Genomic DNA, 19,394 nt, shown 5'->3' on the forward strand with positions numbered 1-19,394 from the left:
ATTAAAGGCTGTTCGATGAACAGCCTTTTTCTTTATCCTATCTTTATAAATATGACAGTTGTTTTGACTATTCAAAAATATCGAAAGAGATATATTTTCTTTGCATTGCTGAGCATGGCATTGTTCCACTTTACTTTATTGTTCAGTAGTAAGATCTCTTTTTACAAATTAATGGGATCAGGCAAGAACGGAACCTTCGATAAAAATCCCGATTGGCAACAATGGGTAATATTAGCCGCATTTAAAAATGATATACAGCCTGAAAATTTCGATAAAAAAAAATTGATCAGACAACTCTATGGTCGATTCATCAATCGTTGGTTGCAATTTTTTGGAGTACAGACAACCAGCATCTTTCTAACTCCCTTAGAGGGTCACGGAAAATGGGATGGAAAAATCCCATTTGAATTTAAAGAAAAAAACTATGATCACAAAGGGCAAATAGCCGTACTAACAAGAGCCACTATACGAATATCCAAATTAATACCCTTCTGGAGTAATGTACCTGCAGTAGCTAATAAAATGCAAAACGCTGCAGGATTGATAAGCTCAATCGGTATTGGAGAAATCCCTTTTATTAAACAAGCTACTTTCAGTATCTGGGAAAATAAAGAACTGATGAAACAATTTGCCTATACGATGCAGGAGCATAAAAACGTTATTACTAAAACAAGAAAGGAGAACTGGTATAAAGAAGAAATGTTTGTACGTTTTGCCATCATCAAATCGGTTGAGCTATAGATTATTATAGCTTTTATTGCACAACGTTTATTTTCCTTAACTTTATTAGAAGAACTTGTTATATGAAGAATATTAAGTTAATAGAAATACCAAGTGAAATAGGTGCAGGCACCCGTGGTGCAAGTTTAGGTATTAGTGCCATTAAGATCGCTGCACTTGATTTTATGAGCAATTTTTTTGTACACTTCCCTTCAGAAAAAATTGAAGTAGAAAACGACCTGTTGTTTGAACCTATACATTCACCTTACGCAAAAAGGATTTCCGGTGTTTTGTCGATGTATGAAAAGATAAGCAAATCTGTTTCGGAAACAATTAAAGGAGGATTTTTTCCTGTTGTGTTAAGTGGTGACCATAGCAATGCAGGTGGTACCATTGCTGGCATTAAAATGGCCAAGCCAAAAAGTAAACTCGGAGTTATTTGGATGGATGCACATGCCGACTTACATACCCCCTACACTACCCCCACAGGCAATATGCATGGTATGCCATTAGCCACTGCAATTGGTGAGGATAATAAGGCATGTAAAGTGCACGACCTGGATGATAAGACCGAAAAAATGTGGGAACAATTAAAACATATCGGAAAAATTTACCCGAAAATATTACCCGAAGATATTGTGCTAATTTCTTTGAGAGATTATGAGAAAGAAGAAAAAGCGCTTATTGAAAAATACGGAATAAAAGTTATAACAACGGCAGAGGTTAGACGAAATGGAGCTGAGAGTATTTGTAGAAAGGCATTAAGGTATTTGTCTGAATGTACAGACATTTATGTAAGTTTTGATGTAGACTGCCTGGATGCTTCTATATCAAGAGGCACAGGAACTCCGGTAAGCAATGGTTTAAAAGAAAGAGAAATAGAAGACATTATTAGCAAATTCATGCAAAATAGAAAGATCTGCTGCTTTGAAATAACAGAAGTAAATCCTACGCTTGATAAAGAGAACCTGATGGCCGAAATTGCATTCAATATTTTACAAAGAAGTGTAAATATTCTGATGATGAATTAGCGGATTAGAAGATTTGAAAATTTGAAAATGAAAACCAATTTGCAATATGAGGTCAATTTTCAAATCTTCAAATTTCCAAATCAGCACATCATTTAACTAGCCCCACATACTGCTGTGTTACCTTCTTAATAATGTATCCGCTGATCCAACCAACATAACCATACTTAGGATAGATCAGTTTTTTATCCGGATTGATGGTAGTTATTTCATCTATTAAGTGACTTAACCAAACAGCTCCTGCCGACATTGCCTTTTGGTCGAATGTCTTTAAAACACGATTGATATTATCCTGTGTCTTTTTTACATCATCCGGATTCGTCAATGATAACAAACTCGGTTGAGCAAGTTTATCAAAATTATTTACTACTTCCTTTTTAAACTTTGCAATATCATCTTCAGTAACATCAACATAGGTTTTATTAATGGCTTCAGGGTGCAGCAATGAAACCATTGCCCACACAATACCGCCTGACAGATACACTGTATTCTTCAATTTGATCTCTCGTTTTTCAACCAACTCTTTTATAACCGGTTTCGAAATACTATCATTCCATAAGAATTCTGCAGTTGTAACAAGATTATGTATATCCCCCTTTGAAGTTGCTTCGATCAGTCGCTGAAAAGATTTTGTTCCCAACGAAAATGTAATGGGTTTGAAAATTTTATCAGCAGTAAAATAACCTCCTTTGGTATTGCCGCTACCAATATCTAATTGTCCTGCACTGAAGCGGCTGTTTATCGGAACAATACCTAACATACTTAGTTCGGCTTCCTGTTCGGCTGTAATGGATACGATCTTTGTAGCGGTATTCATATTTTTCGGACGAATAACACCTTCAAAATAAGATACTTTGTTGTACTTGTCCAGCTCTTGTTTTAAACCACTGCTGATCACAACATAAATTCTGTTGGGTGCAATTTGAAATCTGCTATTAATGATGTCGATCAAAACAGTCAATGCATCTGTTGTTTCCTTTTCACTTTGGTAAGATAATGATGCGGCGTCGGTATTAATAGCCGTATCCATTTTCAATGTATAACCATAATCTCTATCTCTGCTGAGTTGCACATCTATCACACTCATTTTAACTCCTTTTGCACCTATCTCTATTCCTGCATACAGATCTCCTACCCCTTGCACACTTTTCAATAAGCTTTCAACAATGTTTGCAACAACAGTGAGCTTTTGGTTTTTATATAATTTGATAGCTGTTTTATAATGTTCAGCCGCTTTAGTAGGTTGATCTAATTTTGTGTAAAGATTTCCAAGCCCTTCATTAGCAAATGCTTCGCAATAAGCATCTTTATTTTGTTTAGCCTTTGTTAGTCCGGAAGTAAAATATTCTTCAGCAGCTTCGTATTGCTTTGCCTCAAGCAAACTGTTGGCTGTTTGCAACATTCTAAAAGCAGCCTGACTTTTAATAGTTTGCGCTGAAACAATAGAACTTATCAACAGCAGAATGGCAAGTAGAAAGTATTGGATTCTCATTCTTGAATATTTTGGTTTGCAACTATTTTTAATAGTGAAAGGTAACCAAAATTAGCAGGTACTTAGACTCAATTTATAAACGTTTTTTCCTCCATTTGCAGTCCTCAAATTTTCACATACGAACCACACATTATACTAATGTTTTGTTACAACTCTCTATGAAACACTTCGTTTAACATAACATTTGTGCTTTAAAAGCCAAATTTGATGTTCCATTACAAACACAAATAGCTATGCAATGAAAAAGACTACCTTCTTTCCTAAACAAGCAAACATTGTGACAATAAAAGCAACCCGGCTTTTGTATGTACCAATTTTTCTGCTACTACTTTTTTCAATATACCTGACGGTCTTGAACTATCGTGACACATAAAAAACGACCACCTTTTGGGTGGCCGTTGAGGATTGGTTTGGTTATAGTTATTTTAAACTGAATTTTATTTGATCAGTCTTTGTGTTAACACTTTATCAGTTGTTCTTACTTCAACAATATAAGTACCTCTTGCAAGTGTGCTTAAATTATTTACAGTAATGTTATTTACACCTGATCTTACAGAAGATTGTTGATCACGGATCACTTGTCCTGCTGCGTTGTATATTTTGATCTTAACAACTTCGCTTGTACCTGTAGTAACTGAGATGTTTACTCTATCGATGAACGGATTAGGATAGATACCTGTGATAGCTATACCTTGAGCCGCTACATTCAATACTACTATGTTACTATAAGTAGAACGTCCGTCTCTGTCGATCATTTTCAATCTGTAGTAGTTGGCTCCCACTTTCAGCTGGTTGTGAGCATAAGTATAATCGATACGAGTGCTGCTGTTACCTGCTGCTGCAATGTTTTTGATATTGCTGAATGTGATACCATCGATTGAGTATTCCAATTCAAAACGATCTGAATTCAACTCAGTTAATGTAGCCCAGTTCAATTGTGCAACACCGTTAGCATATACACCTGCAAGGTTTACCAATGTTACCGGTAACGGACCACCACTTGTAGTGATGATACCTGCATCGATATCCAAACGAATTTGATTCGGTGCTAATGTAAACACATCTGTTCTACCTGAACCCGGATTAACATCACTGTTATTAGCAGATGTAGTTCCTGGAGCATTTTTAATAGTAAATCCTTCTGTGTTTATCGGTGTGTTAGTGAAGCCCATTGTAAAGTTGGTTGTTCCACTAACCGGAATGTTATTGATAAAGTAGTAGCCATCTCCGTCGGTTACAGCTGAAGCAACTTTTACATTACTTGCATTGTACAAAGTTACTACTACACCCGGTACTCCAGGCTCGTTAGCATCTTGTTTACCATTGAAGTTGATATCATACCAAACATAATCACCTACTGCTGCAAATGTTGAGATCAAGCCTGCGTCAACATCTGTTTTTACCTGACCGCCGACTAAAACAAACGCATCGGTAATTCCTGTTGCCGAATTAACATCGCTGTTGTTAGCGGCTGTACTACCTACAGCATTCTTAGTTGTAAATCCTGAGTTAGCAGGAATGTTGCTGAACCCAATAGTATATGTACCAGGAATAACATTGCTGAAGTTATAATAACCGTTAGCATCTGTTACAGTATTGGTAACCGCTGCTCCTGTATTATCGTACAATGTTACAGTTATACCACCAACTCCTTTTTCTGATGCATCTTGAATGCCGTTGTTGTTAGCGTCGTTCCAAACATAATCACCTACTGATGCTTTATTGTTTGAAAGGATACCCATATCCCATGTTAGATCTGTAGCCGAAGCCGGTAACACGATCGTACCTGTTATACCTGAGAAGTTTGCATCACTGTTATTGGTTGAGTTACTTCCTGCTGCATTCTGTGTAGTTGGGAAATAACCTGTAGGTAAATTATTAAATACAATTACATAGCTACCTGCTTCAAGATCTGTAAACAAATAGTTACCGTTTGTATTGGTTGCTGTTGTTTTGATCAGGTTGGCTGCAAGATCGAATAAGCTTACACTTACACCTGCAACACCCGGTTCACCTGCATCCTGAATACCATTACCATTGTTATCGAACCAAACTCTGTCACCCAAAGATGATTTAGGATTGATTGCGATAAGGCCGGCATCTATAGTTGTATTCACTTCACCTGCAACCAAAGTAATTGCATTTGTTTTTCCTGTAATAGTACTTGGGTCGCTATCTACTGTTGCATCAGTTCCGGCTTTTGAAGTAGTTAATACATAACCACTTGGGAAACCACTGAAGCCTACTACATAGCTTCCTGCATCTAAATTGGTGAAGATGTAGTTACCAAGACCGTCTGTAGTTGTTGTTCCAATCACACTTGTACCATTACCTGCATATAATACAACCGTTACACCGGCAATACCTGGTTCGTTAGCATCTTGTATTCCGTCACCATCGATATCGTTCCATACTTTATCGCCTAATGTTGCTTTACCATCTCTTACGTTAGGGTTAGATATAATACCTGCATCTACTGTAAGAATATTCGTTCCATCAGCAAGAATGCTGTAAATATCTGTACGACCTGTTGTTGCATCTGCATCGTTATCTTTCGAATCGTCAGCACCGGCATCTTTAGATGTTAGTACATAACCTGTAGGAAGATTAGAGAAACCAACAACATAAGTACCAATTGCCAAATCAGTAAACAAATATTTACCATTTGCATCAGTTGTTGTTGTTTTGATCACCGCACTAGTTGCTGCGTTGTACAAAGTAACTGTTACACCCGGTACACCTGCTACTTCTGCTGCGTCCTGAACACCATTCTTATTTAAATCGTACCAAACATAATCACCCAATGTGCTATTGTTAGTTACAGATGAATTACGTACACCGGCATCTACAGTAACTTTTGACTGACCCGGCAACAATGTGAATGTTGGCGTGGTACCGGTACCGTTAGCACCCGTGATATCACTATCGATCGCTACGTTTGCCAAGCCTCCAACATTTGGTGTTACCACTGCATAGCCTGCAGGAATATCAGAGAATTTAACATAGTATGCTCCCGGAGCAAGGCTGCTGAAGATGTAGTAACCAAACGCATCGGTAGTAGTTGTAGCAACCAAGACACCGGCACTTGTGAACAATTCTACTTTAACACCTTGAACACCCGGTTCATTTGCATCTTGTAAACTGTTTCCGTTCAAGTCATTCCAAACTTTATCGCCTACGCTTGCTAAGTTTAACGGAGCAGCGAAGAAACCACCATCGAATGTAAGGTTGGTTGTACCATATGTTACGTTGAATGGTTCTGTTTTGAATGTTGTCGGATCAAAGTCAGAATCTTTCGCATCATCGGCACTTGCATCTTTCGGAGAAGCGTTGAAGCCTATCGGAGCAGATACACCCAATGTGTAAGTACCTACCGGTACGTCTGTAAATTGATAGTGACCATTGTTATCAGTTATTGTTGACATTACAGGAATACCTGCATTATCATACAATGTAACCGTTACACCTGCAATGCCCGGTTCGTTAGGATCCTGGAAGCCATCTTTGTTGATATCATTCCAGATGAAGTCTCCGATCTTAGCAGGAATAGTATAGTTGATACCAGCATCAACATCTGATCTGTCTTTATTAGCAGGAGTTAATGTAATGATACCGGTTTTTCCTGTGATCACATCAGCATCGCTGTCTTTTGTATCATCGCCACCCTGATCTTTAGATGAGAACTGATATTGAGCAGGTAAGCTGAAACGTACCTGATAATTTGTTCCACCTAATGCAACAGGAAGATTAGTGAATTTATAATAACCATACGCATCTGTAATTGTTGTTGACAGAACAGTACCTGCATTGTTATACAAAGTAACTGTTACACCTGCAACACCAATTTCGCTTGCATCCTGAATTCCGTTTCTGTTTGCATCGTTCCAAACTTTATCTCCGATAGAACCTATTGGAGTAAAGAAACCTGCATCGATGGTAAGGATCGATTGTCCTGCAGACAATGCAATACCTGTTACAGTACCATTGATCGGATCACTGTCAACTGCATCATCAGCACCTTGATTAGAAGGTGTAGGCACCATTCCTGAAGGCGTAACGAAAGTTACAGTATATGTACCCGGAGCCAGATTGCTGAATAAATACAAACCTGTTTTAGAATCTGTAAGTACGGATATCTGGTTACCACTCGGATAAGTCAATGTAACTGTAGCACCGCCTATACCCGGCTCACCATCATCTTGTACGCCGTTAGCATTGAAATCATTCCAAACATAATCACCAATACTGCCTGAACCTTTCAGACCGAAGTCGATATTATCTGTTGAAGCTGTTAATGGGAAACAGTTTGTACGTATTTCAGTACTTACTACATTCACACCATCGTTTTGATTATCTACAGATACATTTGTTGAAGCCACATCTGCTTTCAAATAACCTGTAGGAGTTGTAATTCCAACGATATAGTTTCCTGCAGGTACAAGATTGAATTTATAGTTACCGTTGATATCAGTTGTAGTTGTTTTATTTAAATAATTACCGCTACAATCATACAATTTAACTACTACTCCACCAATGCCGTTTTCAGTTGCAGCTTCTTGTAAACCGTTATTGTTTTTATCGTACCATACTGAATTACCTAAATCATAACATTGTTGTACATTAACCTGAACAAATGCAGTATCAGAACAACCGGTTAACATGTTATATACAATTACTCTGTAATCATATACACCCGGAGTTGTAATACTTACTGTTGGATTAGCGATATCATTGCTATTTAAACCTGTTCCGGTCCAAACATATCCTAAAGGAGCATTTGGCATTGCAAGCGGCGGTGTACCTGTTGGGTTACCACCGATTGTTACGGGAACTCCTGCACAAGTCGTTTTATTTTGACCTGCATCTGCAGTTGGGTTTTTATTTACGTTTACAAATACTACGATCTCATCAGTTCTTGTACAACCGTTTTGAGTAACTGTTAATCTGTAAGTTGTAGTTACTAACGGTGACACAGACACTGTTTTTGAATTTGCACCATTGTCAATTGATGTAGGATCGCCTGCAACAACTGTCCATGTAAAATTAGCACCTACCGGGCCATTACCTGCAATATTAGTACTTGCCCCAAGACACAGATCCTGATCCGGCCCCGCAGCAGCAAATACCGACTGAGTAATTACGATAGTTGATTTGTAAGTTACACTACAACCATTTTTATATACAACTAAAGTCACTTCATATTCACCCGGCAGATCATACACAGGAGTTGCACTTGGACCAGCAGCCGTTGCCGGTGTTGCGCCATCAAATGTCCATGCATAAGTAGCACCTGTTCCTGCACCATTTGCAAAGAACAATGCACCTTCACCTGCACAAATTGAAGCCGGACCATTTATACCTGAAATAGGTAATGCTGTCACCGTAACGTTTACGGCTGTACGACCACTTGCACCACACACACCACCAATTGTTTGTTGTACATAGTAAGTAACAGGTACTGTAATATTTGAGGTTACAAATGTTGCTGAAGTAGATAACAAGTTACCTCCTGTTGGAGCATCATACCAAGCAAAGCTTGCGCCTGTTGCACCAGTAGCAGTTAACGTTGCCGGCGTACCGTAACATACTGCAACTCCCGGAGCTGAAGGCAAACCAGGACATTGTCTATAACCTGCATCAACCGTTGTATTATTTTGGCCTGCACTTAAAGTAATACCACTTACTACGCCACCGACAGGATCACTGTCTTTCGTATCATCACCACCTTGGTTAGAAGGCGCTGCTGTATAGCCTGAAGGAGTAGTAAATGTTACACTATATCCACCCGGTGCTAAATTGCTGAACAAATATCCACCGTTTGCGTCAGTTGTTGTTGAAACTGTTGCACCGTTAGGGTAAGTTAAAGTAACAGTTACACCCGGGATACCAGCTTCGCCAGCATCTTGTACACCATTACCATTTGTATCATTCCAAACAAAATCTCCAATGCTACCAGTACCTTTTAAACCAAAGTCTAAAGTAAGGTTACCATTGTTTCCATCACCATCTGTTGTTGGCTCACTGCTTCCGATCAATGTGATCACATTGCTTCTTACTTCTGCACCAATAACAATAACACCATTGTTATCTGTATTATTATCATTGTTTGGATTTGCTGAAGTAGCAGTAGTTACACCAGCTACATATCCTACAGGAATTGTTACTCCAACAATATAATCACCAGGAGTCAATCCTACAAATCCGTAGATACCTGTAGCATCGGTTGTAGTTGTTGCCAATAATGTTGTACCGTTAGATGCATATAATTTTACGGTTGCATTTGCAATAGTCGGTTCACCTGCATCCTGAGTACCATTATTATTTTGATCATTCCATACATAGTTACCAATATTCATAATGTTGCATTGGAAACCAGCATCTATTGTTAAATTGTTTTGACCTGCATTTAATACGATACCACTTACAACACCTCCGATTGGATCGCTGTCTTTAGCATCATCAGCACCTTGGTTAGAAGGAGAAACTGTAAAGCCAACAGGAGCTGTAAATGCTACACTGTATGTACCAGGTGCCAGGTTGCTGAATAAATATCCTCCATTTGCATCAGTTGTTGTAGAAACTGTAGCAGCATTAGGATAAGTCAATGTAACCGTCACGCCTGCAATACCAGGTTCACCAGCATCCTGAATACCATTACCATTCAAATCGTTCCACACAAAATCACCAATTGAACCTGTGCCTTTTAAACCGAAGTCATACGTATTATTTGTATTACCACCAGGCTCACCGGTTGTAGTTAAAGTGATCGCATCACCTCTAACTTCTGTACCTACAATATTTTTACCGTTGTTATCATTGTCCGTATCATTATCCGGATCGCCACCATTTGTAGTACTTGGTGCGTAACCGGTTGGTATAACTACACCTACGATGTAATTACCCGGAGTTAATGAACAGAAAGAATAGTTACCGCTTGCATCAGTTGTTGTAGTTGCAATGGCAGCACCATCAACGACGTTATCGTTATTAGCATCTCTGTATAAATTTACAGTTGCACCAGCAATACCAGCTTCACCTGCATCTTTCAAACCATTATTATTCTGATCATTCCACACATTATTTCCAACACATAGTAAAGAAGACACAAAACCAGCATCGATCGTTGTGTTGTTTTGGCCTGCAGCTAATGGCACGGCTACAACACCTCCTACCGGATCACTATCTTTTGCATCATCACCAAAGTTTGAAGTAGTTGCAGCAAAACCTGAAGGAGTTGTGAAAGCAACACTATAATTACCCGGTGCTAAGTTGCTGAACAAGTATCCGCCATTTGCATCAGTTGTTGTTGAAACTGTTGCACCATTTGGATAAGTCAATGTAACTGTTGCGCCTGTAATACCCGGTTCACCTAAATCTTGTACACCATTACCATTGTAATCGTTCCATACAAAATCACCGATAGAACCTGTACCTTTTAAACCGAAGTCTAAAGTTAGGTTACCGTTAGCATCATCGCCATCAGTTGTTGGCTCACCTGAAGCAGATAAAGTAATAAAATTACTACGTACTTCACCAGCTACTGTATTGACACCATTATTATCTGTATTATCATCGTTATTAGGAGTTGATGATGTTGCTGTAGTTGAACCTGCTGCATAGCCTGCAGGAAGTACAACACCAACAATATAATTACCTGAAGCTAAGCTTGTAAATCCATAAATACCATTTGCATCAGTTGTAGTAGTAGCAATTGCTGCACCATCTGCAATATTATCACCATTGGCATCTCTGTAAAGATTTACAGTTGCACCGGCAATAGCAAGTTCGCTTGCATCTTGTGTTCCGTTATTGTTTTGATCGTTCCAAACATAGTTACCTAAGTTTAAAGACGCTAATAAGAACCCTGCATCAATTGTAAGATTGATCTGACCATCAGTTAAAGTAACACTAACGCTTCCATTAACAGGATCACTGTCTTTTGCATCGTTAGCACCAGTATTAGATGTTGTTACACTATAACCTGCAGGAGTTGTAAACGTTACCGTATAAGTACCTATGGCTAATTTATCAAACAAATAGAATCCATTTGCATCTGTAGTTGCTACAACAGTTGAAGCATCAGGCTTAGTAAGTGTTACAGTTGCACCTGCAATTCCGGCTTCACCAAAATCCTGAATACCATTACCATTTGCATCGTTCCATACAAAATCACCTATCTGTCCATCACCACAAGGAGTTTGTGTTACGATCTCTGTATTGTTTCCTGTTTTACTTGGACTAGCATGTACAGAAGCCACAACAGGGAAACCAAAACCTGCTGCACCAAACGCTGATTTTTTAACTGTTACTTCATACCATACATCAAATATCCAGTTAGGATAATTGGCATTAGGTGCATAACTTGTATTTGTAGCAGGAGAATTTGTTGTTAACACGTAACCATAGTTATTAAAGTTAACATCCATAGAAGTTCTGAAACTCAAAACATCAGATGCCAAACCAATAGTAGGGTTATTACCATCACCTCCAAAACCAAGTGTTGTATATCCTGAAGGAGCAGCTGGGCTCACAGTTGTTGCACTAATATAATCTTGTTGGAATTTTAATTTTTCAACACCATTAGCATCTCTGATAGACCATGTAAGGTTATCCGATCCTGTCAGATTACCGAAAGTGTGTCCACCTGACCAGCCAATAGCACTTGTACCATAAGTATTATCTACAAATGTTTTTGCAAATGTTGTTCTGATGGTAACTGTTTCGTCATTTACGTTTGCAGTCCATGTACTTTTTGCCCAAACAATAGAAGATGTTCCTGAGAAACAAACTTTACCGCCGTCGGGAGGAAGTATTGGGTTATACAAACCAATATCATATGTATTGTTAGTGATACCATTCGTTGGTTCGCCACCGTTAGTAAGCGTAATTGCATTACCTATAGCTTCTCCATTATATATACTGATACCATTATTATCTTCATCAGTATTATTATCCGGATCCCCACCATTGATCACGGTGATAGCTAATGGAGCTGGTATTAAAGCACCTACAATATAGTTTCCTGGTGCAAGATTTACAAAAGAATAAAAACCATTCACATCAGTCATTGTAACACCTATAAAAGCACCATCGGGAACATTATCATTGTTGTCATCTTTATATAAATGAACCGTGGTAAAAGAGATCGGATCATCTGACGGCTCATATTTACCGCTTCTGTTTTTATCTAAAAATACTCTGTTACCAAGAGAAAGATTTTTTAGAATAAACCCGAAATCGAGGTTATGGTTATTTTGACCATATTTACCTGTAGTAAATGAAATCATCGGAACACTGTTGCTATTTAAAGCTGCATCGTTATCGCTCAAATCTGTCTGACCTGCACCAACTTTATCTTTAATAGTTATACCGAAATTAGCTAACGCACCGGTTCCTAATGTAGCCCCGTTTGCCCAGCTTGCCGAACCTATTCTTAAATTATAACCTGCATTTGGATTGATTGTTACACCGTAGTCTGTTCCCGTAACATCAGTTCCAGTAGCTGAAGTGAAATAAAATTCACCACTTGCATTTGTTGTTACTGTACCAACCTGCACATCATCTGCATTACCTGCAATTCCATCAGCACCATTTGTGAATAATAAAACAGACACACCAGCAACACCAGCTTCACCAGCCTCCTGAATACCATCAGCATTTAAATCATTCCAAACACGGTTTCCAATTTCAATTGGCGGATTATCTAACATTAACTCCACATCACCCATACCGTTAGCTTTACCAAATGTTCCATCGATCAAAGTTGTACTTTGAGCTGTTGTTTCCATTTCATAATCGTTGGCGTTAGTACCATCTGTGTACCTCATTTTAGAAACACCTTGTGACCAGATATTAATCGGATCGGGTATTGATGTCATAACATCTACATCACCCGGCAATTGAGCAAGACCACCTAAGCCATTATTTATTTGGTAAGTAGAAATATTATCTTGATAATAATACTCACCGCCACCAGGTCCTTGAGCGTTTCCTGCACCTGCAGTAGTGATACCATTTGCAGTACCATTACTTTCTAAAGTCCATGTACCTGCACAATTTATTTTACCACGATATATATCACCATAAGAGAAACCACTAAATAAAAGTGTACCTGCAAGGTTATTATTTTGGTAACCAGACTGATCACCAAACCTGTCTCTGAAACCAACAATAACGCTACCTGTACCGTCAATTTCAATATCGGTAAACATTGGTTGAGGTAAACCACCTCTATAACTTGAACCGCTACCTATTGTAGCAGGTGTAAAAGCGTTTGTCCATGGTCTCCAATTTTCAAGGATACCATCAGTATTTGTACCTCTTGCATGAGAAAGAGGGAAAGTCATTAAAGCAGTTGTATTAAAGGTTAAAGCTGCAGCATCAAATGCATAAACATATGCGTTCATACTTGCATTGCTTGGTGCTGATGCAGAAGCAGCAGTTTGTCCGCTTGTAACACCACCTACATAAACTTTACCTCTATAAAATTTTACAGCAAAAGGTCTGAATTCACCTGCATTTAAACCACCACCGGAATTCGGATTAGGAATAGCATAAGAAGTAACCTGAGCAGCTGTTGGAATTACAGGAGATGCTGCATTTTGCAGATCTATTCTGTATAATTTTCTATCGTATAAATTCACTAAAAACAAATAACGTCCATCATCACTGATGTCCATTCCACCGATACCAACTTTACCGATCTGATCATAAGTAGTGGCATCTGTATTTGAAGAAGCTAAACCAGCCGGTAAACCTCTATCTGTATTACTCCTAACATTTAAAGTTGCACCTGCGGTATGATTATGTGTATAGTAAGAGGCTCCTAATGCATCTAAGCTAAAAAAGAAAGTTCCGGTTTTACCGGTTGGATCAATAATGTAAATACTTCCCGGAGCATTGGCCGGAATCGGGAATTTAGGATCGGCTCCAGGACCTAAACCAGCATGTCTTTTTACATAAGCACTTGTAAAAGCTTTTTTGAAGGGTTTGCTATAAGCAATACCCCATGTAGAACCAATTTCAGCACCTGTTGAAACTGAGGTAGGTGTTGGTGTGGTTCCGGTATTGTTATAAGCAGCCGAATACATTGCCGGCCCTCCTGCCCAACCACCAAGTACCAATGGGTTACCATTACGATATGTGTTGATCAAAAAGTTCGGGTTGGTAGTGTTTACATAATCACCCGGATTAGAAACAGCAAAATTTGCAGTTACACCTGCACCACCTGTTTTAAACTGAACGTTACTACCAAAAGTCGATCCCATTAAACCGGAAAAGTCGACCGAAGGGTCAACAAGGCAATTAGAAGGTAACACATATTCAATTCTAACTGAACTGGAGCCGACTGCTAATGTATAAGTACCATTGGCTGCGGTTACAGTTGTTGCTAATAAAGCATCTGCAGAATTGTAGGCATTTACAGTTACACCCGAAATTCCAGGTTCAATTGTAGGGGCTACAGTTTGCTGAGTACCATTTCCATTAAAATCACGGAAAATTGTACCGGTAACCTGTGCTTTGAGGGAAGAAAGGCCGGTTAATAAAATAACAACAGAAAGCAAAGCCATTTTGCTTTTTACTGTGCTGCTACTTAAAAATTTAACCAGGTCAAATCTTTTTGGCGTAGAGGAGAATCCCATCGTTTTACTATTTAGGTTTAAAGTTTGTTTCAATTTTAGGTACAAAGTCGATTTGTGGGTGTACAAACGAGCCAATGCCAAAATCTCATTAAAGAGAATAGGAAATTCGAGGGATAATTGGAGAACTAAATTGCGTATTTCTACATCATTTAGCGGTTTTTACTAGATTTACCGATTCGGAAAATACGGACTTTTCTAAGTATTATTACGAGTAAACGTATTAGTTAATACTTTATTGTGAAAACCACATAATATTTCCCAGATGGAAAAAACTACAAAACAGTTGCATGCGAAAAAAATTTTCGACATGAAGATTATTTAGTGATAAGGTTGGGCTTTGGAGGGATAATGGTGCAGGGAAAACGGATTATTCTCACCTGTTCAGAAGGCAAATGTAATATTTAAGACTAATAAATCAAAGTTTTGCAGGTTATTTTTTCTTGAGTTATATATTATATAATAACTTGTAAGTACTTAATTTTGAGCAGATAGCTTGAAATTAATAAAAAAAGCCCGTATACTTCGGTAAGAATTATACGGGTATATGAAAGGACCCAAATTACAAAAATGAATTATCTAACCATTCTCCAGCCGATATAATCAATAGAGGTTGTCCTACTGGTTGTTCCTCCTGTTTTTTCTATTTTAAAGAATAGTTTCATTGGAGCCGTTGGAATATGTGTTGTAACTGACCCAAGAAATGTTCCATCAACATAATAATCAACCTGTGTTCCGGCAGCATTAATAACTGCTTTTAACCTATACCATTGATTGGCTGTAACTGTTGTATTGGTATTATAATCTGTAGAAGTACTGGATGACCTAGTAGTCGCTACCCATTTTCCAGAGTTTGTACCATGCGTATAGGTAAAATAAATACCATTAGCAGGTGCACCGGAAGTTGTAATAACCGGATCTCCTAACCCATAATATGTAACAAAAGACTGTCCGGCAACTGAAAGATTTTCTACTCTCACTCTTACTTCAAAAACAGTTTGCTTCCCTCCTACTTTCATTTTATCTACATTATTGAAAGAACCTAAGCCGGCAATTCCAGTTGCTGATGTTCCGGTGGTTAAAACATGTATACCGGCATAATCATTACCTGCTCCACCAGCTGTGTATAATGCTGCTGTACCATCAACTTGCGATGAAGAACCTGTACCTGAAGTGACTTGCGTAAAAGCAAACTGGTTATCATTAGAACCCGAACCTGCATAAGTATCAAATACAAAATCCTCAAAATTATCCTGTGTAAATGCAGTAACATTTGACGGTGTTGTACTTACAAAATCGGCTATAGATCTTTTTCTGATCATACCTGTTGATCCATCAATTGTTAAAAGACTATCTGTAGATGATCCTGTTGGTATTGCACTCAATATAACCGGACTACTTGCTGTAAGCGTATCCGAAAATGTTTTTTTACCTGCAATAGTTTGTGCCGAAGTAGTTATCAATCCTCGTGCTGTTGCTGATGCACTGGGAATATTAAATGTATGTGTACTTCCACTTGACGAAATCGCAAAATCTGTTCCGCTTGTACCAACTGCATAGGTTTGTGTTGCATTTGATATTCCGTTCAGTGAGCTTAAAAAATTTCTTGGATTAGATGAATAAGGATAATAACCACCGGCTGTACTATCAACTTTTCGAATATACTTGTTTGATAGAGTAGCCGTATCAATTAAAAGTGTACCCGTTGTTGTAATAGGACCACCACTTAAACCATAACCTGTTGCTATACTTGTTAAATAACTTAATGGCGACCAACTCGGCGTGCCGGACGTTCCGGTATTTACTTTAATTGCATTATCTGTAGTATTAAATAATATTAACCCTGAAGCAGGAAGAGGCACAGCATTTTGTTCTGTTGTTGTCATCCTGGGAATCAGCAATCCTTTTGTAGTGCTGCTTATATCAAGCATTGCACTTGTATCGGGCTGATTACCTGTAGCGTTAATAGCAATATTCTGTGAGAAAACAGGAGAAACGAATATCGTACTTACACATAATATTGCTGCAAGAAAAACTATTTTCTTGACACCAATGTAAAATTGGTTGTTGAGGGTAAGTGGGTTTTTCATGGTAGATTTGTTTCAAATAATGTAAAGCAATACACTTTACACTTTATAATAAAACGTAAATCAATCACCATTATTGTATTATCCCTAAGTAATAACCCTATCTAATTGTATTTCAATTAATTAAAAAACATCATTTATTGAACTCATTAGCGAAATTTATTGAATTTATTGTTTAACCAACTTATATCTGTAAGCTGCATTATCGCTTAAATCAACTATTTCAAGAATATATGTACCTGCTTGCAAATTAGACAGATTACCAACTACTAAGTGATTGTTTCCACTATTTATTTTTCCGGTCATTGATCTTATTGCCTTTCCTGAAATATCGATCATTCGTATTGTAATTTTATTACTATTCTGACTTTGGAAGTTGATATCGATTCTATCGGTAAAAGGATTCGGATAAGCATTGACAATGCCTATTGTTACTCCAACTTTTACAGCAATTGAATTACTATAAGAGAATGTTCCGTTGATATCAACCGATTTCAAGCGATAATAATTTACACCTGAACTTGGTGAAGTATGTGCGTACGAATAAGAACTTTTTTCATTTGATGTACCGCTAATGGTTGCGATCTTAGTGAAAGTATATCCGTCAGAAGAGTATTCTATTTCAAACTGCTTAAAGCCTTGTTCTGTTGTTGCTATCCATGAAAGCTGCACTTCTGAGTTTTTATTAACACCGTTAAGATCCAAAATTTTAACAGGTAAAACTGTAGCTATTGTATAGATACCAGCATCAATATCTGATTTGAATTTATCCCCCGGAGTCAATGTGATATATCCGGTAGTACCTGTTGATGTATTCGGATCGCTATCTGTATTCGCATCACCACCTGCACGTTCAGGAGAGAACTTGTGAGTTATTGGCAAAGTAAATCTCACCTGATAAGCAGAACCTCCTAATGCAACCGGCACATTTGTAAATGTAAAATTACCTGACGCATCTGTTACAGTTGTAGCGATAACTGAACCCGAAATATTAAGTAATGAAACTGTTATTCCTGCCGCACCAGCTTCGCTTCCTTCCTGAATTCCATTTTTATTTGCATCAATCCAAACTTTATCACCTATTGAACCAAATGGCGCATAGAAACCGGCATCAATATTACTTATTGATTGAGTGGCCGATAAAGCGATATTACTTACTACTCCATTAACCGGATCACTATCTAAAGCATTGTCACCACCCTGAGCAGATAAAGTAGGTGCTAATCCGGCCGGTGTAACAAATGTTAAGCTGTAAGTACCGGGAGCTAAATTGCTGAATAGATACATACCGGTTTTAGCATCGGTTAATACTGAAATTGTTGAACCACTAGGATAAGTCAAAGTTACTGTAGCCCCCCCAATACCCGGTTCACCATCATCTTGAATACCGTTACCGTTGAAATCATTCCATACTAGATCACCAATACTACCCAAGCCTTTTAGCCCAAAATCTATATTGTCATTTGAACCGTTGATAGTAAAACAATTTGTTTGTATTTCGCTGCCAACAATATTTACGCCATCATTTTGGTCATCAACATTTGCATTTGTTGATCCTGCATCACTTTTTGCATAATCCGAAGTAGTTGTAATGCCTACCACATAATTGCCGGCCGACACATTATTAAATTGATAATTACCATTTGCATCCGTTGTTGTTGTTTGATTCAAATATGTACCACTGCAATCATATAATTTTACTGTTATACCACTAACACCTATTTCATTAGCATCCTTAATGCCATTATTATTTTTATCATACCAAACGGAATTACCTATACTACTGCAATAATTAACGGTTAAGTGTAAAGTATCTACTGATGCACAACCTACCCCATTTGTATAGTTGTAAGTATAATCGCCGCTTGTTGTATAATCTGTACCATGCCAATTATATGTATCACAAACAACTTGTGTTGTTACATTATGAGTGCCATGTTTAATGATCAAATGCAAAGTATCTACTGAAGCACAGCCTACCCCATTTGTATAACTGTAAGTGTAATCGCCGCTTGTTGTATATTCTGTACCATGCCAGTTATAAGTTTCACAAGCAACTTGTGTTGTTGCATTGTGTGTACCATAGTTTACTGTTAAATGTAAAGTATCTACTGATGCACAACCTGCACCGTTGGTATAACTGTAAGTGTAATCTCCACTTGTTGTATAATCTGTACCATGCCAGTTATAAGTTTCACAAGCAACTTGTGTTGTTGTATTGTGTGTACCGTAGTTTACTGTTAAATGTAAAGTATCTACTGATGCACAACCTGCACCGTTGGTATAGCTGTAAGTATAATCTCCACTTGTTGTATAATCTGTACCATGCCAGTTATAAGTTTCACAAGCAACTTGTGTTGAGGCATTGTGTGTACCGTAGTTTACTGTTAAATGTAAAGTATCTACTGATGCACAACCTGCACCGTTG

The 19,394-nt window shown here is 38.0% G+C and carries 6 protein-coding genes; 2 read left to right on the forward strand and 4 right to left on the reverse strand.

From position 1 onward, the window contains the following. The first annotated feature begins 51 nt into the window (after positions 1-51). Together ACQ33O_RS11825 and ACQ33O_RS11830 are read left to right on the forward strand one after the other, a co-directional pair. Positions 52-741, forward strand: a complete 690-nt coding sequence (locus ACQ33O_RS11825; protein ID WP_430995794.1) for a spheroidene monooxygenase — start codon at positions 52-54, stop codon at positions 739-741. A gap of 62 nt (positions 742-803) precedes the next feature. Beyond that, on the forward strand, positions 804-1,751 hold the full coding sequence (locus ACQ33O_RS11830) for an arginase (protein ID WP_430995795.1): 948 nt from the start codon (positions 804-806) through the stop codon (positions 1,749-1,751). An 88-nt stretch (positions 1,752-1,839) separates the two neighbouring features. Here the strand turns inward: ACQ33O_RS11830 and ACQ33O_RS11835 are convergent, their stop codons facing one another. From ACQ33O_RS11835 to ACQ33O_RS11850, 4 genes are all read right to left on the reverse strand, one after another. After that, on the reverse strand, positions 1,840-3,240 hold the full coding sequence (locus tag ACQ33O_RS11835; protein WP_430995796.1) for a tetratricopeptide repeat protein: 1,401 nt from the start codon (positions 3,238-3,240) through the stop codon (positions 1,840-1,842). A gap of 437 nt (positions 3,241-3,677) precedes the next feature. Then, entirely contained in the window at positions 3,678-14,882 is an 11,205-nt protein-coding gene (locus ACQ33O_RS11840; RefSeq protein WP_430995797.1) for an SdrD B-like domain-containing protein, read from the reverse strand. A 572-nt stretch (positions 14,883-15,454) separates the two neighbouring features. Further along, a complete protein-coding gene (locus tag ACQ33O_RS11845) occupies positions 15,455-16,969 on the reverse strand; it encodes a hypothetical protein (protein WP_430995798.1) in 1,515 nt (504 codons plus the stop codon). A 165-nt stretch (positions 16,970-17,134) separates the two neighbouring features. Continuing rightward, positions 17,135-19,394 (reverse strand): SdrD B-like domain-containing protein (locus tag ACQ33O_RS11850; protein ID WP_430995799.1); only part of this gene is annotated, 2,260 nt, incomplete at its 5' end.

The organism is Ferruginibacter sp. SUN002, from assembly GCF_050611725.1.
GTDB lineage: Bacteria > Bacteroidota > Bacteroidia > Chitinophagales > Chitinophagaceae > Ferruginibacter.